General features: G+C 69.0%; 17 protein-coding genes. 8 read left to right on the top strand and 9 right to left on the bottom strand.

The window, feature by feature from the left end; all coding sequences use genetic code 11:
• Window positions 1–2 precede the first annotated feature (2 nt).
• The gene (locus ACLBYA_RS05620; RefSeq protein ID WP_447708370.1) at window positions 3–932 is read right to left on the bottom strand and encodes an oxygenase MpaB family protein; all 930 of its coding nucleotides are present in this window, start codon (window positions 930–932) and stop codon (window positions 3–5) included.
• A 120-nt stretch (window positions 933–1,052) separates the two neighbouring features.
• On the opposite strand from ACLBYA_RS05620, the gene ACLBYA_RS05625 reads away from it, so the two are divergent.
• Window positions 1,053–1,679 carry a TetR/AcrR family transcriptional regulator gene (locus ACLBYA_RS05625; protein WP_447708371.1) on the top strand — a complete coding sequence of 209 codons (627 nt, stop codon included), beginning with the start codon at window positions 1,053–1,055 and terminating at the stop codon, window positions 1,677–1,679.
• Window positions 1,680–1,691: 12 nt separating this feature from the next.
• Complete coding sequence (locus ACLBYA_RS05630; RefSeq protein WP_447708372.1) at window positions 1,692–2,864, top strand: glycosyltransferase family 4 protein; 1,173 nt, start codon at window positions 1,692–1,694, stop codon at window positions 2,862–2,864.
• Here ACLBYA_RS05630 and ACLBYA_RS05635 read toward each other — a convergent pair.
• Both ACLBYA_RS05635 and ACLBYA_RS05640 read right to left on the bottom strand, forming a co-directional pair.
• Window positions 2,848–4,416: a hypothetical protein gene (locus tag ACLBYA_RS05635; protein ID WP_447708658.1), complete on the bottom strand. Its 1,569-nt coding sequence runs from the start codon at window positions 4,414–4,416 to the stop codon at window positions 2,848–2,850. The genes ACLBYA_RS05630 and ACLBYA_RS05635 overlap by 17 nt on opposite strands.
• A gap of 50 nt (window positions 4,417–4,466) precedes the next feature.
• Window positions 4,467–5,681, bottom strand: coding sequence for a DUF3068 domain-containing protein (locus tag ACLBYA_RS05640; RefSeq protein ID WP_447708373.1), 1,215 nt, complete (start codon window positions 5,679–5,681; stop codon window positions 4,467–4,469).
• Window positions 5,682–5,784: 103 nt separating this feature from the next.
• Between ACLBYA_RS05640 and ACLBYA_RS05645 the strand changes: the two genes are divergently transcribed.
• On the top strand, window positions 5,785–6,930 hold the full coding sequence (locus ACLBYA_RS05645; RefSeq protein ID WP_447708374.1) for an acyltransferase family protein: 1,146 nt from the start codon (window positions 5,785–5,787) through the stop codon (window positions 6,928–6,930).
• Here the strand turns inward: ACLBYA_RS05645 and ACLBYA_RS05650 are convergent.
• Window positions 6,924–7,901 carry a phosphotriesterase family protein gene (locus ACLBYA_RS05650; protein WP_447708375.1) on the bottom strand — a complete coding sequence of 326 codons (978 nt, stop codon included), beginning with the start codon at window positions 7,899–7,901 and terminating at the stop codon, window positions 6,924–6,926. The two genes, ACLBYA_RS05645 and ACLBYA_RS05650, sit on opposite strands and share 7 nt — an antisense overlap.
• Window positions 7,902–7,987: 86 nt before the next feature.
• Between ACLBYA_RS05650 and ACLBYA_RS05655 the strand changes: the two genes are divergently transcribed.
• Window positions 7,988–8,908 carry a metal-dependent hydrolase gene (locus tag ACLBYA_RS05655; protein ID WP_447708376.1) on the top strand — a complete coding sequence of 307 codons (921 nt, stop codon included), beginning with the start codon at window positions 7,988–7,990 and terminating at the stop codon, window positions 8,906–8,908.
• A 41-nt stretch (window positions 8,909–8,949) separates the two neighbouring features.
• The gene (locus ACLBYA_RS05660; RefSeq protein WP_447708659.1) at window positions 8,950–9,972 is read left to right on the top strand and encodes a PDR/VanB family oxidoreductase; all 1,023 of its coding nucleotides are present in this window, start codon (window positions 8,950–8,952) and stop codon (window positions 9,970–9,972) included.
• Here ACLBYA_RS05660 and ACLBYA_RS05665 read toward each other — a convergent pair.
• Together ACLBYA_RS05665 and ACLBYA_RS05670 are read right to left on the bottom strand one after the other, a co-directional pair.
• Window positions 9,967–14,112: an alpha-(1->3)-arabinofuranosyltransferase domain-containing protein gene (locus ACLBYA_RS05665; protein WP_447708660.1), complete on the bottom strand. Its 4,146-nt coding sequence runs from the start codon at window positions 14,110–14,112 to the stop codon at window positions 9,967–9,969. The two genes, ACLBYA_RS05660 and ACLBYA_RS05665, sit on opposite strands and share 6 nt — an antisense overlap.
• Window positions 14,113–14,137: 25 nt before the next feature.
• Window positions 14,138–14,311: a DUF2613 domain-containing protein gene (locus ACLBYA_RS05670; protein WP_083056138.1), complete on the bottom strand. Its 174-nt coding sequence runs from the start codon at window positions 14,309–14,311 to the stop codon at window positions 14,138–14,140.
• A gap of 165 nt (window positions 14,312–14,476) precedes the next feature.
• Here ACLBYA_RS05670 and ACLBYA_RS05675 point away from each other — a divergent pair, with 165 nt between their 5' ends.
• Complete coding sequence (locus ACLBYA_RS05675) at window positions 14,477–15,631, top strand: glycoside hydrolase family 3 N-terminal domain-containing protein (protein WP_447708377.1); 1,155 nt, start codon at window positions 14,477–14,479, stop codon at window positions 15,629–15,631.
• Window positions 15,632–15,646: 15 nt separating this feature from the next.
• Complete coding sequence (locus tag ACLBYA_RS05680) at window positions 15,647–16,246, top strand: TetR/AcrR family transcriptional regulator (protein ID WP_447708378.1); 600 nt, start codon at window positions 15,647–15,649, stop codon at window positions 16,244–16,246.
• Between the two features lie 71 nt (window positions 16,247–16,317).
• Here the strand turns inward: ACLBYA_RS05680 and ACLBYA_RS05685 are convergent, their stop codons facing one another.
• The gene (locus tag ACLBYA_RS05685; RefSeq protein ID WP_447708379.1) at window positions 16,318–17,160 is read right to left on the bottom strand and encodes a MaoC/PaaZ C-terminal domain-containing protein; all 843 of its coding nucleotides are present in this window, start codon (window positions 17,158–17,160) and stop codon (window positions 16,318–16,320) included.
• Between the two features lie 4 nt (window positions 17,161–17,164).
• Entirely contained in the window at window positions 17,165–18,517 is a 1,353-nt protein-coding gene (locus ACLBYA_RS05690) for a 3-oxoacyl-ACP reductase (protein WP_447708380.1), read from the bottom strand.
• 45 nt (window positions 18,518–18,562) lie between these two features.
• Here ACLBYA_RS05690 and ACLBYA_RS05695 point away from each other — a divergent pair, with 45 nt between their 5' ends.
• Window positions 18,563–19,861 carry an acetyl-CoA C-acetyltransferase gene (locus ACLBYA_RS05695; protein WP_447708381.1) on the top strand — a complete coding sequence of 433 codons (1,299 nt, stop codon included), beginning with the start codon at window positions 18,563–18,565 and terminating at the stop codon, window positions 19,859–19,861.
• Between the two features lie 203 nt (window positions 19,862–20,064).
• Here the strand turns inward: ACLBYA_RS05695 and ACLBYA_RS05700 are convergent, their stop codons facing one another.
• Entirely contained in the window at window positions 20,065–21,165 is a 1,101-nt protein-coding gene (locus ACLBYA_RS05700; protein WP_447708661.1) for a TDT family transporter, read from the bottom strand.
• Window positions 21,166–21,194: the final 29 nt, after the last annotated feature.

The raw sequence follows: 21,194 nt of genomic DNA on the forward strand, positions 1-21,194 counted from the left end.
GTTCACGCGGCCTCTCCCGCACTCAGTCGGTCACGGGCCGCGGCCAGTACCGCCGCATCCGCCGCACCGAGATAGCCGCGCACCAGTGCTCGGCGCACCGCCCCGATGCGCAGCAGTGCGAACGCCGGTAGTGATCCCCAATAGACCGCGGCCAGAAGGGGATCCGCCGCGCGCGGCAGTCCGTTGACCCGCCGGGACGGCCTGGGCAGTGCCGCGTAGGCGACGATGACGGAAGCGATCAACACGATATCGGTGAAGGTCGCGCGGATGTCCGCGTCGCCGTCTGGGCGCAGCAACGCCAGTGCGGTCTGCACCTGTGCACGCTGAAATCCGGGCAAAGCGGTGAATTTTGATGCCGCCGAACGGTAATAGGCCGCCACGTCGGCGACCGTGGTGGGGATCCGATCGGCGGGCGCCCCCATGAGCAGCGCCAGTTGCGCCATCTCGGCGAAGTACCGGTCGCGGTCGTTCGCCGGCAGTCGGGCCGGGCGACGGCCGTCCACCAGGTCGAACTTCTCGTAGGCGATCAGGGCGGCATGGCTGATGGTGACCGCGGCGAACAGCATCGATTCGGGGGCGATCGCGGCATAATCGGGTCCGGTCATCGGGCGGTGGTAGTCGAACAGTCGGCGTGCACACGAATCGGCGGCGGCACGGTCGCCGAACACGATCGGCAGGGGCACCGCCAGGGTGCGGCGAAGTCGGTCGTGGAAATGTCCGGTCTTGCCGGTGCGGTGGCCGCGTTGACGACGGGAGTTGGTCGGAAACAGTGGGTCATGGTGCAAGAGCACCCGCTGGAAGTCGATATGCGGAACCTCCAGCAGATTGGTGATCTGCGCGATCATCAGCGCCGCGGCCGGTGAGGTGAGCACCCGCCAGGTGACCGACTCTGGACCGAAGTAACCGCACTCTGGTGTGACGGCTGGATTCATGGACAACGGTTGATTCCTCTTCGTGGCATAGGCAGTGTTCTGAGCCTCAGAGCAACTGGAAGCATACGATTCCACTTGAGTGTGGGCAAGGCCCGATTGGGCCGTGAGAGGATCGTGGCCGTGACATCGCCGAAGCGCTGGCGCGGCCAGACGCTGCGTGACCGTTCCGCGGATCGGCGTGCCCAACTGCTCGACGTCGGCGAGAGTCTGCTCGGTTCCGGCGGAGCCGCCGGGGTCACCATGCGCGCTGTGTGTCGCGAGGCGCAGCTGAGCCCGCGCTACTTCTACGAGAGCTTCGAGACCAGGGAAGACCTGCTGGTCGCGGTGTACAACCAGGTCGAAGAACGATTGTTGGCCCATATCGTCAACCAGCCGGCCGGCTCGGTGCGCGAGGTCCTGGAGAGCTGCGCGGACTTCTTCGAACAGGACCCCCGACGGGCGCGGATCCTGCTGCGCGAACCGCTCGCCGACGACACCCTGCACAAGCACAGCGTCAACCGCACCCCGGCCTTCGTCCGCGCGCTGATACCGGTGTTGGGCGCGCACCTGGGCGATCTGCTGACCGGCGATCCGGCCCGCATCCAGATCCTGTCGACCGCCCTCGGCGGCGCGCTGGTCGCGCTGTACCTGGATTGGGCCGACGGCAGGCTCAACGTCAGCCGCGAAGTCATCTCCGATGCCGCGGTCTCGGTGGTCACCGCCCTGACCGGTTTCAGCGCGGAACCCACCGGCACCACCGCAGGCTAGGCTGGCCGGGTTATGAGTTCCGGACCCCGCGATGCCCACGTGCAGCGTGTGCTGCTGCTGTGTTGGCGCGACACCGGACACCCGCAGGGCGGCGGTAGTGAGGCGTACCTGCAGCGCATCGGCAGCCAACTTGCCGCCACCGGGATCGACGTCACCCTGCGCACCGCACGGTATCCCGGTGCCGCCCGGCGCGACATCATCGACGGCGTGGCCGTCAGCCGCGGCGGCGGACCGTACTCGGTGTACATCTGGGCGGGCCTGTCGATGTGGGCAGCCCGCATCGGTCTGGGACCGCTGCGGCGCAGCCGGCCCGACGTCGTCATCGACACCCAGAACGGCATCCCGTTCCTGGCGCGCCTGGCCTACGGCAGACGCTCCGTGCTGCTGGTGCACCACTGCCACCGCGAACAGTGGCCGGTGGCGGGACGGCGCACCGGCCGGTTCGGCTGGTTCGTCGAATCACGGCTGTCACCACGGCTGCACCGACGCAACCAGTACGTGACGGTGTCGCTGCCGTCGGCCCGTGAGCTGACCGAGCTGGGGGTCACCCCCGACCGGATTGCGGTGGTGCGCAACGGACTCGACGACATTCCTGAGGCGACGCGGCCCGCACCGCGCTCGGTGACTCCGCGGGTCGCGGTGCTGTCCCGGTTGGTGCCGCACAAGCAGATTGAGGATGCCCTCGATGCCGTCGCCGCGCTGCGCCCCGACATCCCCGACCTGCACCTGGACATCGTCGGCGGCGGCTGGTGGCGACAACGGCTGGTCGACCATGCCGCGGCGCTGGGTATCACCGATGCTGTCACGTTCCACGGCCACATCGACGATGCGGCCAAACATGAAGTCGTCCAACGCTGCTGGGTGCATCTCATGCCGTCGCGCAAGGAAGGCTGGGGGCTGGCGGTCATCGAGGCCGCCCAGCACGGCGTGCCGACCATCGGCTACCGCGGCGCCGGCGGGTTGACCGACTCGATCGTCGACGGGGTGACCGGTCTGCTGGTGGACGGTCCGCCGGATCTGGTCGACGGTCTGCGTCGCCTGCTGGCAGACCCGGTGCTGCGCAACGAACTCGGTGCCAAGGCGCGCATCCGCAGCGCGGAGTTCTCCTGGGCGCTCAGCGCCGAGTCCATGCGCACCGTGCTCGACGAGGTCGCGGCCGGGCGGCGCGTCAGCGGCGTCGTCTGAACGCGGCCACCACCCCGGCGCCGACCAGCGTCACCAACCACACCAGGTGCGCCCCGATCAACAGGCCGCGCTGCTGGGCGCCCGGCGCCCCACCGCCGACGTCATACAGCGTCAACTCCGAATCCCGGTAGGCGACAGGAAGATCCAACGGCTCCCCGGCACCCTCGACCACCACCCAGCCCACCCCGACATCGGCCAACTCCTGCTGGGTGGCGCCGAGCAGCACCATCTGGGTGATCGCCCGGCCCATCGTCCCCTCACCCGGGATGGTCTGCCCGCCGATCAACAGGTCACCGCTGCCCAGCACATCCGCGGACACCCAGCGCGGCAACGGATCCAGCACTGGTGCGTCCCCGGCCCAGCCGAACTGGCGCATGCTGTCCGGGGGTAGCACCGCGACCGGCCGTGGATCGGCATTCACCATCGCGGCCACCGCCGGCCAGGCCGCCGGATACTGCACCGCGCGCATCTGCCCGCCCACACCCCAGGCCAGATCCGGGAGCACCGCGATCAGCGCGACACCGCACACCGCCGCCACCGACCGGCCCAACCGGGCGACCCCGGCCGCGGCCAGCGCGTAACCGGGCATGGCCAGCGCCACCCACTTCTGGCCGTCCCGCAGCAGGCCCAGTCCCGGCAGTTGCTGCACCACCCATTCCAGCGCCGCCTGCCCGGGCCCGGTTGCCAAGCCCGCAGAACCCAGGACCGCCACCACGGCCAGTACCAACAGCGGTCGCGCCTCAGGAACGCGCAGCGCCGACGGCAACCCCAAACCGACCACGGCCAGCAACACCGCGGTGGCCACCACCGCGAAAAGTGTTGCCCGCGAATCGGGTACCGCCTGACCGTTCCAGATGCCGCCCAGCCCGGCCAGGCTGCCGAGCGTGCCCAGCCCCGGCTCGGCGCGCGCCGCGAACGCCGCCACCCCGGCACCCGCCGACGGCGACAGGGAATCCGAGACCATCGCAGCCACCAGCCACGGCAGCGCCGACGCCAGCGCCGCACCGAGTGTGACCGCGACCGCGCGCCACGAGCGGCAGCACACCAGCCCCACCACCGCCGCCAGCAGCACCCCCGTGGGGGTCAGGCCGGCCAGCGCGATCCAGAACACGAGAGCCCACCACCGGCGCCCCAGCACCGTCGCGGCCACCCAGGGCAGGCAGCCGTACCCGACCAGCAGACTCCAGTGCCCCTGCAGAAGCCGTTCGGCGACATAGGGATTCCAGATGGCCAACGTCGCCGCCACGAACTGGCCGGGCAGTCCCACCGCGGGCAGCACCTGGGCCACCAACCGGGCGGCACCCCAACCGGCCAGCGCCAACCCGGCGACCAACAGCACCTTGACCAGCACACCGCCGTCGATCACCCGGGAGCCCAGCGCGATCAGGAAGTCCTGCGGCAGCGCCCGCGGCGCGGCCGGGGTCAGGCCGAGCGCGGCATCGGACAGATACGACCGCGGTGTGGACACCGCGTCGCGCAGCAGCAGATACCCCGGGGTCAGCAGGGGCCCGTTGATCAGAAGGGAGAGCGCCAGCGCGTAGACCGGCGCAATCCAGTGACCTCGGCGGGCAGGAGCGCAGCGACCGGGGGATGTGGTCGGCGTCAGACCGGTCGGTCCGGCGGCAGGTCGGTGGGCCGCCGGGTGGGGATCTTCTCGGTCTGCGCTTCGGCGGCCGGCATCGGGCCGGAGTCGGCGTCATCCCGGCGACCGAAGAAGCCGCGATCCGAGCCGTCCAGTCCGGGATCGATCAGCGCGGACTCGGCCCGCAGCGCGAACGAACCCAGCAGCACACCGCCCACCAGCGTCACCAGGCCCAGCGCGGTGAACGTGATCGGCAGGATCCGGGTCCACAACGCCAGGGTGTCCGATTCGTCGCGGGCCGCGGCGACCTGTGATGCCACCGTCTTCTCGGTCGAGGTGACATCGAACTCGGCGAAGGTCACCTCGGGTGCCAGCGCGTCACGCGAGTAGTAGTGGAAGCCGTGATCCTCGGCGCGCACGATGGTGCCGGTGACCGGGTCCACCCAGAACGTCCGCTTGGCGGCGTAGTAACGGGTCATGGTGATCGGGTCTTCGGGGTTCTCGGCCTCCACGCCCCACAGCGAGGCGCGCGCGGTGACCTCGGAGTCCTCGTCGTTGTCGTACAGCGACGCGTACTTCAGCGGGTCGGCCAACTCGCCGTCGGCGTCATAACCGATGTTCTGGGTGAACCGGTAGGTGGTCAGCCCGTTGACGTCTTCTTCGCCGTCGTAGTTCGCGTCGAACGCCTTCTGCGCGATCGGATCGAAGACGGGGTAGGTCTTCTTCTCGGTGCCGAACGGGAAGCGGTAGGACAGTCCCTCGTGCGGCAGCGCGATGTTGGTCGGCGGGTTGTCGTCCTCGATGGTGCGTGGCTTCTGCACCGCACCGCCGGGGTTGGTGTCGCTGGACACGGCCTCGGCCGTCGTCCGGTCCAGGGTCACGGTGTCGACCATGGCCAGCAGCAGCCCCTGGTCCTGCTGCTGATCGGTGCGGCGCAGCGTGCTGCCGACCTGCAGTGTCACGACGTCGGCGTTGGCCGGCGCCTCGACGGTCAGCTGCTGCTGCAGCGCCACCGGGACGTCCTCGTTGATGACAAAACGCTCTGGAGAGGACAGCGACGCCGGATCCAGTGCGGTGGCGGTGCCCTCGCTGACCAGATCGGCGTCCAGGTTCAACGGGATCTTGGCGATCTTGCCGTTGGTGTAGGTGGACAGCAGCAATGCTGCGATGAGAAGGGCAGCACCCAGCCCCAGAAGTCCACATGCGGCAATGCGCAGGGCCACTGCTCGGTTCAACCCGGGCTCCCTTCGGTCGCCACCGACCCTAACAGCACAGCGTGAAGGTGAGGCTCATGGCGAGGTTTATGAGAACGCATGCGCATTCTGCACACTGGTCTTCATGAGTTCGGCTGCGACCTCGGGTGCCGCGCGGGGGTTCCTGCCCGCGGTCGAGGGCCTGCGGGCCTGTGCGGCCATCGGAGTCGTCATCACCCACGTGGCCTTTCAGACCGGCCATACCGGCGGCGTCGTCGGACGGCTGCTCGGCCGATTCGACCTGGCCGTTGCGGTGTTCTTCGCGCTGTCGGGGTTCCTGCTGTGGCGCGGGCATGCCGCCGCGGCCCGCGGCCTGCGCTCCCGCCCGCCGACCGGGCACTATCTGCGGTCCCGGCTGGTGCGCATCATGCCCGGCTACTTGGTGGCCGTGATCGTCATCCTGATCTTGATGCCGGACACGAATGCCAACCTCACGGTCTGGCTGGCCAACCTGACCTTGACCCAGATCTACGTGCCGCTGACGCTGACCTCGGGGCTGACGCAGATGTGGAGCCTGGCGGTCGAGGTCAGCTTCTACCTGGCCCTGCCGCTGCTGGCCCTGCTGGCCCGCCGGCTACCGGTGTCGGCCCGCATCCCGGTGATCCTGGGCCTGGCCGCGGCCAGCCTGGCCTGGGGCCTGCTCCCGTTCGACCCGCCCTACGGCGTCAACCCGCTGAACTGGCCGCCCGCCTTCTTCTCCTGGTTCGCCGCCGGCATCGTGCTGGCCGAGCTGTCGGTCAGCGAAGTGGGCCGGGTGCACCGGCTGGCGCGCCGCCCGCTGCTGATGGCCGCGATCGCGGCGGTGGCGTTTGTGGTGGCCACCTCACCACTGGCCGGTCCGGAGGGTCTGACGCCGGGCACCGTCGGGCAGTTCGTTGTCAAGATCACCATGGGGGCCATCGTGGCGGGCGCGTTACTGGCCCCGTTGGTGCTCGACGCCCCCGACACCGAGCACCGACTGCTCGGCAGCCGCGTCATGGTGACCCTGGGTCGCTGGTCCTACGGGTTGTTCATCTGGCATCTGGCCGCACTGGCCATGGTGTTCCCGGTCATGGGGTACTTTCCGTTCGACGGGCACATGCCGGTGGTGCTGGTGCTGACGCTGATCTTCGGTTTCGCGATCGCCGCGGTCAGCTACGCGCTGGTCGAGTCGCCGTGCCGGGAGGCACTGCGCCGCTGGGAGGCCCGTCATCACCGCAGCGCACCGCTGGACAGCGCCATCACTCAGTAGCCGCCGCCGTGGGTGAAGATCCGGCGCGGGTTGTCCACCAGCATGGTGTGGAGCTGTTCGTCGGTGACGCCGCGCTGCCGCAGCGCCGGGATGACGTCGTTGTGGATGTGCAGGTAGTGCCAGTTCGGCAGCACCAGCGGTGTCAGATCCTCGGGGAGCGCGTCGAAATAGCAGGACGCGTCGTGGGAGAGCACCATCTGTCCGGCGTGCCCGCGTTCGCACATCCGCGCGACGGTCTGCACCCGGTCCTCGAAGGACAGGATCGAATCCAGACCAAAGCGGTCCATGCCCAGGTAGGACCCGCTCTTGATGAGCTCTTCGAGGTAGTCCAGATCGGTGGTGTCACCCGAATGCCCGACGACCACCCGGCTCAGATCCACACCCTCCTCGGCGAAGATGGCCTGTTGTTCCAGGCCGCGCCTGGTGCCGGCATGGGTGTGGGTGGAGATCGGCACCCCGGTCTCGCGATGCGCGGCCGCGACCGCCCGCAGAACCCGCTCCACCCCGGGGGTGACGCCGGGTTCGTCGGTGGCGCACTTGAGGATTGCCGCCTTGATATCGGTGCCGGCGATGCCCTCGCGGATATCGCGGACGAACAACTCGGTCATGATCTCCGGGCCGTCGAGCAGCGTGCCCGGGCCCTGGAAGTGGAACCGGAACGGCACGTCGTTGTAGGTGTACAACCCGGTGGCGACGACGATGTTCAGATCGGTTTGCGCCGCGATCCGGGCGATCCGCGGGATGTAGCGGCCAAGGCCGATGACGGTGAGGTCGACGACGGTGTCGACCCCGCGGGATTTCAGTTCGTTGAGCCGGGCGACCGCGTCGTCGATGCGGTGCTGCTCGTCGCCCCAGGCATCCGGATCGTTCTGGGCGACCTCGGTGGACATGATGAAGACGTGCTCGTGCATGAGCGTCACACCCAGGTCCGATGTCTCGATGGCCCCGCGTGCGGTACTCAGCTTGGACACGTCGCCGATGGTAGGAGGCTCATACGATGCCCGGGCCGGTTCACCGGTATCGACATCTACCCGGTACCACGGGTACCGTCTTGCCGATGGAACTGTTGGACACGGACACCCCGGACGGCGAGGCGATCGCCCTGCACGCACGTGCCGTGCAGTTCGATCTGTCCGACGTGCCGGCACACTACGTCTACGGCAATCCGGTGGCCACCCATCTGTACAACGCCTTGTCGCTGCTGCTGCCGGCCGGTGAGGACTGGTTCATCACCGTTCTCAAGGAGGCGCTGCCGCATATCGAGGACGGCAAGCTGCGCGAGGACGTCATCGGCTTCATGGGGCAGGAGAGCCAGCACGCCAATGCCCACGCCGGACTGAACGAATATCTGGCCGCACACGGTATCGATCCCGCCCCGATGGTCGAGCGGGCCGACTATGTGTTCGGCAACCTGTTGGGCCCCCGCGATGCCACCGGCGCGGCGGCACACAACTATCTGGTCGAGCGGCTGGCCGTCATCGCCGCGCTCGAGCACATCTTCGCGTTCCTGGGCGACTGGGTACTCAACGCCGAACGCCTGAACGAGCAGACGGTGCACCCGGTGGTATTGGATCTGCTGCGCTGGCACGGCGCCGAAGAGGTCGAGCACCGGATGGTCTCGCACAACGTGCTGCATCATTTCGACGGCAGCTACCGGCGCCGCGCCCGTGCACAGTTGGTGGTCGCCCCGATCCTGCTGTACCTGATCTGGCAGGGCATGCGCTTCCTGCTGCGCGTCGATCCCAATCTGAACTGGTCACCTCGCAGACGTAAGCATGTGTGGCGCAACCTGTTCCGCTCCGGACACAAAGGTCTGACGCCGCGCTTCCTGCTGATCGTGTTGCGGGCCATGCAGTACTTCAAGCCCACCTACTCGCCGGGTGATGTGGGAAACACCGCGCAGGCCGTCGCTTACCTGGCGTCCTCGCCGGCGACACGCGCCGACGCGCCTCCCGCCGCCCGCCCCGAAGCGAAGTGAAACGCGTCCCGCCCGTCGGTGCTCCCATCGACGACCGGGCCATGAACGTCGTCGCGACCGTGCTGGACCGGTTCTGGCTACGCCCGGCGGCACGCGCCGACTACGCCGGGCAACACGCCGTGCGCACCCCCGATGACCCCATGGCCCTGGTGCTCGTCGGCCGCGAGATCGTGGCGCACGACAAAGATGTTGTGGCGCTGATCTTCTCGGATCCCGACGGAAAGTCGCTGCCGCGGTGGCAGCCCGGCAGCCACCTGGATCTGCACCTGCCGTCGGGCCGGCGCCGCCAGTACTCGCTGTGCGGCGACCCGCAGGACCCGGACCGGTACCGGATCGCGGTGCGCCGCATTCCCGATGGCGGTGGCGGATCGCTGGAGATGCACGCACTCCAGGTGGGTGACCGGGTGACCGTCCGCGGGCCGCGCAACGGTTTTCCGTTCATCCCGTACGAGCGGGCGCTCTACATCGCCGGCGGTATCGGGATCACCCCGATCCTGCCGATGGTGCGGGCGGCCCAACGGCTGGGCACCGACTGGCATTTTGTGTACTGCGGTCGCAGTGCCTCGACGATCCCGTTCCTGGAAGAGATCTGGAAATGGGACCCGGCCCGGGTCAGTGTTCGACTGGACGAGGAACACGGTCTGCCCACACCGGCGGATCTGCTGGGTAGGGCGGCCGCCGGTGGCGCGGTCTACGTGTGCGGGCCCCCGCCGATGATCGAGACCGTCCGGCAGCATTTCGGCGAGTCCGGTGCCGCGGCGCTGCATTTCGAACGGTTCAGCGCCGCACCGGTGCGCGACGGCACCGCCTTCGAGGTCGAGCTGGCCCGCAGCGGCGAGGTGCTCACCGTTGCCGCCGACGAGACGGTGCTCGACGCCTTGGTCCGGCTGCGGCCCGACACGGCCTACTCGTGCCGGCAGGGCTTCTGCGGTACCTGCCGGGTCCCGGTGCTGGCCGGGACGCCGGATCACCGGGATGCCCGGCTCACCGACGCCGAGCGGCAGACATCGATGCTCGCCTGCGTATCCCGTTCGCTCAGTGAGCGTCTCGTCCTCGATCTATAAAGAGCGGCGACCTATAGCAACCACCGAGGCCGCCAGCATCGCCACCGACAGCAGCGCCAGCATCTGCACCCCGGCCGAATGGCCGATATAACCGTCCACCGACCGCCACGGATTACGCGAGAGCACCGCGCCGGCCGCGATCAGGCCACCGGCGGTCGCACCGACGGTGAACCGTTCGTCCAGGACGGGGCGCCGCACCAGCAGGTAGCGCAGTCCGACCGCGGCGGCCACGACCACGGCCCCGGTGATCCCACTGATCAGCGTCCCCGCCACCAGCACGGCCCCCGCCACAATCACCGGCCGAGGTCGCCACGTCGGCACCGCCATGCCCGGTTGCGGGCGTCGGGTCGGCAGCAGTGCCAACAGGGCCAGCAGGGGGAGCAGCGCCAGACCGCCGAAAAGCCCGATCCGGTAGGGCGTGTTCGATGGGAAGCTCAGCGTGAGCGTGCCGTCGGTGCCCGCGGGGACAACCCAGCCCTGCTGCCAACCGTTGACCGTGACCGGCCGCAGCGGGCTGCCGTCGGGCGCGTGGGCGACCCAGCCCGGGCTCACACTCTCTGGAACGACGACCACCCGATCGCGGTCGGCTGCCGCCACCATGACCTCGCGGTGATCGGCCGTCCACCTCCCGGTTTCTGCGGGTGTCGTTGCGGCGGGCCGCACCTCGGCCGCCCGTGCAGTAGGCAGGCTGACACCATCGACGACGAATGCGTCGCCCGGGCTGACCAGCAGCTCCTGCGGGCCGGACGGCAGCGAGATGGACTCTGTGTCACAGGGTTTCGCGGCAATGGGTTCGTCGTCCAGCAGTGCGCCGACGGTGGTGCGCAGCGAGGTCTGGATGAACTGCCCCGCCACTCCGATGATCGGTCCGCGGCCACAGGCCAGCTCGACCGGTCTGCTGCGATCGGCCGGTTCGGCCGCGGCGATCGGTTTCCCGGCTGCGTCCAACACCGTCACCTCGGCCAGGCCGGGCGGTTTGAGCTGATCGAAACCCAGTGCGGTGCGGTCGATCACGTCGCGCCAGTCCAGGATCGACAACGTGATCGTGTCGGTGACGGTCGGTCTGAGCTCGATGGTCTGCGGTTGCCCGGGATCCAGTCGGCGCACCTGCGGTCCGGCCCCGAGGTCGACCGCGACCAGCGTCGGGTTCGCGGGCAGTTCGGCCCGGCTGGGTGTCAGCGTCAGTGCGGCCACCTCGGCGGCCTTGGGCAACCGCACCGTCAAGGTGGCCGGCTTCTTGAGTTGCACACCGTTCTGCGGCGCGACCCACGAGGTGCGGGGATCCCCGTCGGTCGCGGCATAGGCCGACCCCAGCACATCGATCAGGTCGGATTCGCCTTCGGCGCGGGCGGTTTGAGGTGTGTGCAGCAGATCGGCCAGTCGCGGGCCCTGCCGCGGGCGCACCCACACCGTCGGGGTCACCGTCGTCGGCTCCGGCACCGTCAGGGTGCGACTCAGGTTCACCGGTTCCTCGGGTGAGATCCCCATGGTGGCCGCGCAGCGGACCGCATCGGGACCGTCCGCGCAGCCGGGGCGGCCCAGCAGTTCCGAACCCAGATCCCAGCCCGCCACCGCGGATCCCGGCGGCGGGCCGGGTACATCCAGGGTGCGGCGCAACGGGATCTGATGGGCGAAGCCCGATGCGTCGTACTGGGTGACGGTCAGATCGGTGACGCCGAACTGCACCCCCGGCGAGCCGTCGTCGGTGCCGACCGCGGTGATCCGCAGCCAGGGTGTCTCACCGAACGGCAGCGCGGCGGCCAGCGGTTTGCCGGGCTCGTCGAAGCGCAATGTGGTGGTGCCGTTGATCGTCGAGACCTCGATACGTCGCACCTGCGCGCCGACCGCGGTAGCGCTCGGGGTGATGGTCACCGCGGCGTTGGTGACCGGGTTGTCGAAGTCGACCTGCATCCACTGTCCCACGGCCGTCTGCAGAGAACTGGACACCCAACTGGTCGACGGATCGGAATCGATCGCGGCAACCGGACCCGCCGACGGCGAGACATCGGGCAGCGCAGTCGAATCCGCGGCCGAACTGGACACGCTGAGCCGTCCACCCGACCACCGGGTGTACAGCGGGTCGGTGCCGGCCGGATAGTCCATCACCCGGTTGAAGGTGTGCCGCGGATCGTCCGGGGAGCGCATCTCCGAGGAATGGTTGTCGACCCGGCCGTAATCGGTCTCCCGGGCGACCGGAGTGTCGGTGATGGTGACCAGCGGTGCGGGCAGAACCGCGCGCTGCGCATCGGCGGTCAACAGCATCGGGCCCAGCGGCTCCTGCCCGGCCAGCCGGCGCCGTTCGGCGATCCGCAGCAGCGATTCCGGACCGCCGTCGACGCGGGCCATCCCGTCGGCGTCGGTCAGGTACGGGCCGGGCTGTGCCCCGTCGACACGGTAGATCTCCACCGCCGGATACCGCGGCCGCAGACCGCTGTCGGTGACAAAACCCTCCAGCGTGCCGGGGCCGACCGGATCGCCGAACTCGGCCACCCGGGTCAGGCCGGGTGAGTTGTCGACGACCCGGTGCACCAGCAGCGGACGGGCCGAGCGGGAGGTGTCCGGGTCCAGGTCGTTGCGTACGACGACGTAGGAAATGCCCTGTTGGGCAAGGGTATCGGCCAGGCCGGCCGAGGGGCGGCCGGCAGCGAACAGCCGTTGCACCGCGTCGAGGGCCCGGATGGTCTCCGGCGGGGTCAGCGGAATCGAATCGCGCACACCCCATGGGCTGTGGCCCAGCACCTGCAGGGGCTCGTCGTGGCTGTTACCCCACACCTGGGTGGCGAACGGCGCCCCGGGCGCCACCAGCACCCGCCCGCCGTCGGTGTTGTGTTCGTCGAGCCAGGCGGCGGTCTGATGCCAGTGTTCGGGGATCGCATCGAAGCTGCCGGGCGGGGTCAACCGGCCCGTCCAGGCCAGCGAGGTCGCCGCGACCAGCGCCGTCAGCACCACGATGCCGACCGCCACCCGCCTGTCCCGTTCCGGATAGGCGACGGTGCGTACCCAGGACCTGTTGCCGGACAATGGGATCCGACCCAGCAGATGTGCCAGGCCGAGCGCGATCGGCAACCGCAGCAGCGGTTCGAGCTTGTGCACGTTGCGCAGCGGGGTGCCGTCGGCGTCGAGGAACAGCTGGATCTGCGCCGCGATCGGCGAGCCCAGCCCACCGGAGTACCCGACCGCCAGCAGGGTGATGCCGACGAACAGGATGGTGATCAACCGTCCGCGCGCCGGCATTGTCCGCATCGCCAGCCCGGCCAACCCGGCCGCGGCGACCAACGTGGTCGCCAGCACGGCGACCGAACCGGTCACCAGCGGCGAACCGGCGGTGGCCGACGGCGCGACATACGGTGTCCAACTGTCGGTGCCGCGCAGCATCTCGGTCAGTGAGAGCCAGCGCGTGGTCACGCCGGAGGACTCGATGTAATCCAGGAACGGTGGGCTGATCCGGCCCAGCAGCACCAGTGCGACGGCCCACCACGTCACCGCCAGCACGGTGGCGCCCAGCCACCATCCGGTGAACCGCCACCATTGCCGGTTCGGTTTGTGCGCCGCCCACCAGATGATCGCGGCCAGACAGCCGGTGAGGGTCGCGACCGCGTTCACCGCGCCCATCAATGCAACGGCGGCGGCCGAGCGGGCGGCCAGCAACCGGACCCGGGGATCGCCCCGCATCACCAGGATCACCGGCAGCAGCACCCACGGTGCCAGCATCATCGGCAGCGTCTCCGAGGAGATCGCGCCGAGGGTGGTCAGCACGCGCGGGGACAGCGCGAAGGCGCCTGCCGCGATCACCCGCGATGCGGTGGTGCCGATGCCGAGCACCTCGGCGACCCGGAGCAGCCCCCAGAACCCGACCGTCAGTAGCAGCGCCCACCACAGCCGCTGGGTCACCCAGCCCGGGATGCCGAGCACGTCGCCTGTCAGGAAGAACGCGCCGTGCGGGAACAGGTAGCCATAGGCCTGGTTCTGCGCCTGGCCGAACGGCAGATCGCTGTTCCACAGGTCGGCGGCGCGCGCCAGGAACCGCAGCGGATTGGCGGTCAGGTCGAGTTTGGTGTCCGGCGAGATCTGGCCGGGGGACTGTAGGAAGGTCAGGACCAGGAAAACGGTGCCGACCAGCCACAGCCAACGCCGCGACAGGGGACTTTCTGCGGGCGCGCCCGGGCTAGGCCCGGTCGCCGTATTCAACGCGGTTGAGCACCGACGACGCCGGATCCCCGGACTGCACGGGCGGCTTGGTGTCCTGCTGGACCATGAGGGTCACGCCGAAGATCGCTGCCGCGCCGAGCAACAAACCGACCACGATGCTGGCGGCAGCGGGCACGACGAACCGATCCATGCGGCCAACCTAGCACGCGACAGTGAGTGCATGACCGCACCTGAGCGGGAGCCGGCGGTCGCCGACCGCCCTGCGACATTGCGGTTATCGACGACCTCACTCGTCGCACTTTCACTCGATAAGTGGAAACTCGCGGGTTGCGACAGCCCGTTACTGTGGGGAGCCATGTCGATGTCACGCACGCTGTGTGCCCTGACCGCACTGTCCGGCCTGCTGATGGCCTGCGCACCCGCCCCCGAGGTTGACGACACCGCCTCGCCGGCGCCGGTGTCCAGCACGGCCCCCGCACCGACCAACGCCTCGCTGGACAAGCCGCTGCCGGCGGCCCCCGCACCTGGCAGCTGCGACATCGCGACTCTGTCCACTCGGGACAAGCTTGCCCAGCTGCTGATGGTCGGGGTCACCGGCGCGGCCGACGCCCGCGCGGTCGTCACCGAGCAGCACGTCGGCGGCATCATGATCGGCAGCTGGACCGATATGTCGATGTTGGGAGCGCCGTTGGCCGGGATCGCCGCCGACGCCGGGCCGCTGTCGCTGGGTGTCAGCGTCGACGAGGAGGGCGGCCGGGTGTCGCGGCTGGCCGGGATCATCGGCAGCCAGCCCTCGGCCCGCGTGCTCGCCGAGACCAAGACGCCCGACGAGGTCTACGGGATCGCGTTGGAACGTGGCCGGGCGATGCGTGGCCTCGGGATCACCGTGGACTTCGCCCCCGTCGTCGACCTGACACAGGAAAGCGCCGCCATCGGGGACCGCTCGTTCGGTGACGACCCGGAGACGGTCACCGAGTACGCCGGCGCCTACGCCCGCGGCCTGCGCGACGCCGGGGTCCTGCCGGTGCTCAAACATTTCCCCGGCCACGGACGCGCAGCCGGTGACTCGCACACCGGCGCGGTGTCGACGCCGCCGCTGGCCGAGCTGCAGACCGCCGATCTGGTGCCTTATCGCACGCTGGTCCATCAGCCGCCGGTCGCCGTCATGGTGGGCCACATGCAGGTCCCGGGGCTGACCGGCAGCGAGCAGGCCAGCCTCAGCCCGGCGGCCTACGGTCTGCTGCGCGGTGAGGTCGGGTTCGGTGGCCTGGTCTACACCGATGACCTGTCCAGCATGGCCGCGATCAACCAGCAGTACGGGGTGGCCGAGGCGGTGCTCAAGTCGTTGCAGGCCGGGGCCGATGTCGCGCTGTGGATCACCACCGGTGAGGTGCCCGCGGTGCTGGACCGCCTCGAGCAGGCGGTCGCCTCCGGTGAGCTGCCGCAGGCCCAGGTGGATGCCTCATTGCAGCGGGTCGCGGCGTCCAAGGGGCCCAATCCGAACTGCTAGTCGTAATCTGTTCCGATGGCCGGAGGAACGAAGCGGTTGCCGCGCGCGGTGCGCGAGCAGCAGATGCTCGACGCCGCCGTGCAGATGTTCTCCGTCAACGGCTATCACGAGACGTCGATGGATGCCATCGCGGCCGAGGCACAGATCTCCAAGCCGATGCTCTACCTGTACTACGGCTCCAAGGAAGAGTTGTTCGGTGCCTGCCTGGACCGTGAGCTGAACCGCTTCGTCGAGACGGTGCGGGCCAAGATCGACTTCACGCTGAGCCCAAAGGACATGCTGACCAACGCCGTTGGCGCGTTCCTCGGCTACATCGACAGCAACCGGGCGTCCTGGATCGTGCTCTACAGCCAGGCGACCAGTTCACAGGCCTTCGCCCACACGGTCCGCGAAGGCCGCGAACGTATCATCGACCTGGTCGGCCGCCTGTTGCAGTCCGGCACCCGAAACCCCGGACCGGACACCGATTTCAATATGATGGCCGTGGCTCTGGTGGGTGCCGGCGAGGCGATCGCCGACCGGGTCAGCACCGGGGACGCCGAGGTGGACGAGGCGACCGAGCTGATGATCAACCTGTTCTGGCGTGGTTTGAAGGGCAAACCCGCCGCCACCTGACGCCGAAAATGAAGAAGATCGCGAGGATTCGGACTCTTCTCGCGATCTTCTTCAGGTTGGGCCGGCGGGGATCAGAGCGCGGACACCGTCGCGGTCAGGTGCGGATAACCCTTGGACAGGTGCCGCAAGGCCAGCTCCCAGCCGCCGTCGACGTGCTCGACGTAGAGGCCGGCGCGGGCGGGCAGCAGTACCGGCTTGCCGAACCGCACCGAGTACGTCACGGATTCCGGCAGCTGACCCTCCACATTGGCCAGAACCGCCGCCGCACTGAACATTCCGTGCGCGATCGCGGTCGGGAAGCCGAACAGCTTGGCTCCCAGGCTGCTGGTGTGGATCGGGTTGTGATCCCCACCGATCGAGGCATACGAGCGGATCTGGTCGGGCGAGATATTCAGAATCGCGTTCGGCGGCGGAAGTTTGGGCTGCTTGGGCGGTTCCAGGCGCGGCTCACCGGACAGGCTGGTGCGCTGCTGATGCAGGAACGTGGTGGTCTGCTTCCAGGCCAGGTCGTAGCCGACCTTGATCTCGGTGATGATGTCGACCAGCAGACCCTTGCGGTGCTCGCGCAGGTTCTCCGCGTGCACTCGGACGTCGAGGACATCACTGACCGAGATCGGCCGGTGCTGGGTGATGTGGTTCTCGGTGTGCACCGAACCCATTGCCGCGAACGGGAAATCGAACCCGGTGGCCAGTGACATCACGCTCGGGAAGGTCAGCGCGAACGGGTAGGTCAGCGGCACCGTGTCGCCGAACCGCAGTCCGGTGACGTGGGCGTAGGCGGCCACATTGGCCGGGTCGATGCGCAGTTCGGGCACGTGCACGGTGCGGTCGGGCAGGCCGCCGGCGCGTGGGACGAACGGCAACGCGCCGGCCACCGCGCGCGCCATGTTGAGCAGACCGTTGGGCTGTGACATCGCCTCAGGCTCCCAGCAGGGCCTGGCCGCAGACCCGGATCGTGTTGCCGGTCACCGCATTCGACGCCGGGCTGGCGAAGTAGGCGATGGTCTCGGCGACATCGACGGGCTGCCCACCCTGGAACAGCGAGTTGAGGCGGCGGCCGACCTCGCGGGTGGCCAGCGGGATGGCCTCGGTCATCTTGGTCTCGATGAACCCGGGGGCGACGGCGTTGATGGTGATGCCGCGTTCGGACAGCGGCCCCTGGAGCGCTTCCACGATGCCGATCATGCCGGCCTTGGTCGCCGCGTAGTTGGTCTGGCCGCGGTTACCCGCGATACCGGCCATCGATGACAGCCCGATCACCCGGCCGCCCTCGCCGAGCGTGCCCGCGGCCACCAGTCCTTCGGTAAGGGTCAGCGGCGCAATGAGATTGACGGCGATCACGGAATCCCAGCGGGACTCGTCCATATTGGCCAGCAGCTTGTCGCGGGTGATCCCGGCGTTGTTGACCAGCACGTCGACCTTGCCGCCATGGTGCTCACCGACATGCGCGATGATCGCGTCGACTGCACCCTCGGAGGTGACATCGAGCGTCAGTGCGGTGCCGCCGACCTTCTCGGCGGTCTCCTTCAGCGCCTCTTCGGCCTGCGGTACGTCCACCGCGACGACGGCGGCGCCGTCGCGGGCGAACACCTCGGCAATGGTCGCGCCGATACCGCGGGCCGCACCCGTCACCACGGCCACCTTGCCTGCCAACGGCTTGTCCCAATCCGTCGGCGCCACAGAGTCGGCGGCGCCGACCCGGAACACCTGGCCGTCGACGAAGGCGGACTTGCCGGACAGGATGAAGCGCAGCGTGGATTCCAGGCCGGACGCACCGGCGCCGGCATCGGCGGCCAGGTACACCAGCGACACCGTCGAGCCGCGACGCAGTTCCTTACCGAGCGAACGGGTGAAGCCCTCCAGCGCGCGCTGCACGATGTGCTCGTGAGCACTCGCCGTGCCCGCCGGGGTGGTCCCGACCACCACGACCCGGCCGCACGGCGCGAGGTTGCGCAGCACCGGGGTGAAGAATTCATAGAGCTCCTTGAGCCCGGACGGTTCGGTGATTCCGGTGGCGTCGAGCACCAGCCCGCCGAACGAGTCGGCCCACCGTCCGCCGATGTTGTTGGCGACGACGTCGTAATCGTCGGCCAGTGCCGCACGCAGCGGTTCCACCACCCGACCGGAGCCGCCGATCAGCAGCGAACCGGGCAGCGGCGGCTGACCGACGCGGTGCCGGCGCAGCTCCTCGGGCTGCGGGACGCCGAGTTGTTTGGCCAGGAACGATCCGGGCCCGGAATTGACCACTTGGGAGAACAGGTCGGATGCCATGGGTCTAACTTACTCCAGAGTAAGAACGGTGGGTAATATTGGGATATGGCTAACACGAATTCTCGTCGCGTCGCTGTGCTCGGCGGAAACCGCATCCCGTTCGTCCGCTCCGACGGCGCGTACGCCAACGCCTCCAACCAGGACATGTTCACTGCCGTCCTGGACGGGCTGGCTGATCGCTTCAACCTCAAGGGCGAAAAGCTCGACGCCGTGATCGGCGGCGCGGTGCTCAAGCACAGCCGCGATTTCAACCTGATGCGCGAGAGCGTGCTGGGCAGCTCGCTGTCCCCGTACACCCCGGGCATCGATCTGCAACAGGCTTGCGGCACCGGCCTGCAGTCGGCGATCGCCGCAGCCGACGGTATCGCGCTCGGCCGCTACGAGGTGGCCGCCGCGGGTGGTGTGGACACCACCTCCGATGCGCCCATCGCGTTCGGTGACGATCTGCGCGGGGTGCTGCTGAGCCTGCGTCGCTCCAAGTCCAACCTGGACCGGCTCAAGCTCGTGGGCAAGCTGCCCGCCGCGCTCGGTGTCGAAATCCCCACCAACGGCGAACCCCGCACCGGGCTGTCCATGGGTGAGCACGCCGCGATCACGGCCAAGCAGATGGGCATCAAGCGCGTCGACCAGGACGAACTCGCCGCCGCCAGCCATCGCAACATGGCGGCCGCCTACGACCGTGGGTTCTTCGACGATCTGGTGACCCCGTTCCTCGGCGTCTACCGCGACAACAACCTGCGCCCCGATTCCTCGGCCGAGAAGCTGGCCAAGCTCAAGCCCGTGTTCGGCGTGCGCAACGGTGACGCCACCATGACGGCGGGTAACTCGACCCCGCTGACCGACGGTGCCTCGGTCGCGCTGCTGTCGAGCGAGGAGTGGGCCGCCGCGCACGATATCCCGGTGCTGGCCTACTACGTCGACGGTGAGACCGCCGCCGTCGACTACGTCAACGGGTCCGACGGCCTGTTGATGGCGCCCACCTACGCCGTGCCGCGCCTGCTCGCCCGCAACGGGCTGGCCCTGCAAGATTTCGACTTCTACGAGATCCACGAGGCGTTCGCCTCGGTGGTGTTGGCCACCCTGGCCGCCTGGGAGTCCGACGACTACTGCAAGAACCGGCTCGGGCTGGAAAAGGCGCTGGGCAGCATCGACCGCAGCAAGCTCAACGTCAACGGCTCGTCGCTGGCGGCCGGGCATCCGTTCGCCGCGACCGGCGGGCGCATCGTGGCCCAGCTGGCCAAGCAGCTCGCCGAGAAGAAGAAGCAAACCGGTCAGCCGGTGCGCGGCCTGATCTCGGTGTGTGCCGCCGGCGGGCAGGGCGTGACGGCCATCCTGGAGGCCTGACCCCTCTTCCGCCCAAACGAACAAACGGGCCAAGAAATGCGAGTGGACCTGGCCTTTTTGTCGATCTCGGCGCGGGCGTGCTGAGGCCCGGAAAACTTCCCAAAAGAACTTTTCGGATCTGTGTAACGCCCGCGGGAGCACCGTCGATACATGGGATAGCTCCGTGTTGCCGTCTGACCCCCCGACCCGACGGCAACACGGGGCTATCTCTTTGTCCCGTCGCTTCGCTCGCCCCGGGGCTGACTTCCGGAGGCCTCCGGGTCTTTCGACGCGACCACCGGCCCCGCTCCCGGCGGCGCGAACAGACTCCCGGCCACACTGCCGCGGGCCGTCCGCACCGCGACCAGTGCCCAGGTGCACAGCAGCCCGGCGTAGGCCGCGACCGCCGCCACCTCGAAGGCCGGCAGCCCGGTGTGCACCGCGAGCTGAGTCGTGCCGGTGACGAACGTGCCGACCGGGAAGGTCAGGCTCCACCACGTCAGCGCGAACGGCATGCCGCGACGCAGGGTGCGCACCGTCAGCGCGGTCGCCAACGCGATCCACAGCACGCTGAAACCCCACACCGGCACCCCGAACAGGATCGAGAAGATCCCCACCCCATCGGCCAACTCGGCGCTCACCGCCAGATGTGCGTGGGTGGCCAGCAGCCCGGCCACCGTCACCGACTGCCCCAGCGGCCCCAGCACGATCCACAGCGTCGGCACCCGCGCGGTGCCCGAGGTGCCGTACAGCGCCAGCCGGCTCCAGATCATCGTGATGATGATGAAGGCGGCGATCAGCGACAGCCCGAACATGGCCAGGCAGCCGTAGAACATCGTGGTCCGGCCGGTGCCCGGCGCCATGTGCGGGATCAGCATCGCGCCCGCGGCCGCCGACACCATCGGAGGGACGACGGGCATCAGCCAACCGCCGAACGCGGCGTCCGGCCCGACGTTCAACTGGGTGAACATCAGGTACGGAATCGAGACGGCGGTGTACAGCCCGCCCAGCGTGCCGGCCCCCCACAGCACCCAGTTGATGTCCACTGCCAGCCGCTCACCCAGCAGGTCGCTGCCCACCAGCATCGTCGCGCTGCCGACGGTCATCAGCGCCATCGGTGCCGCGCCGTAGAAGTGCGCCATCTGCGGGTTGTGCGCGTGACCACGAGCCACCGTAGGGTGCCGGAACCATTGCGCGCTCACCGCGATGATGAGCGCGACCAGCAGGACCGCGGCCACCGCCCAGACGACCTGCGTGAACACCCGCAGGCCGGGCACGTGCAACGGCAGGGTCGCTCCCGCGACCACGAGGATGCCGGTGCCCATCACCGACGAGAACCAGTTCGGGCCGAAGT

The sequence above is a fragment of the Mycobacterium sp. C31M genome (assembly GCF_053345865.1).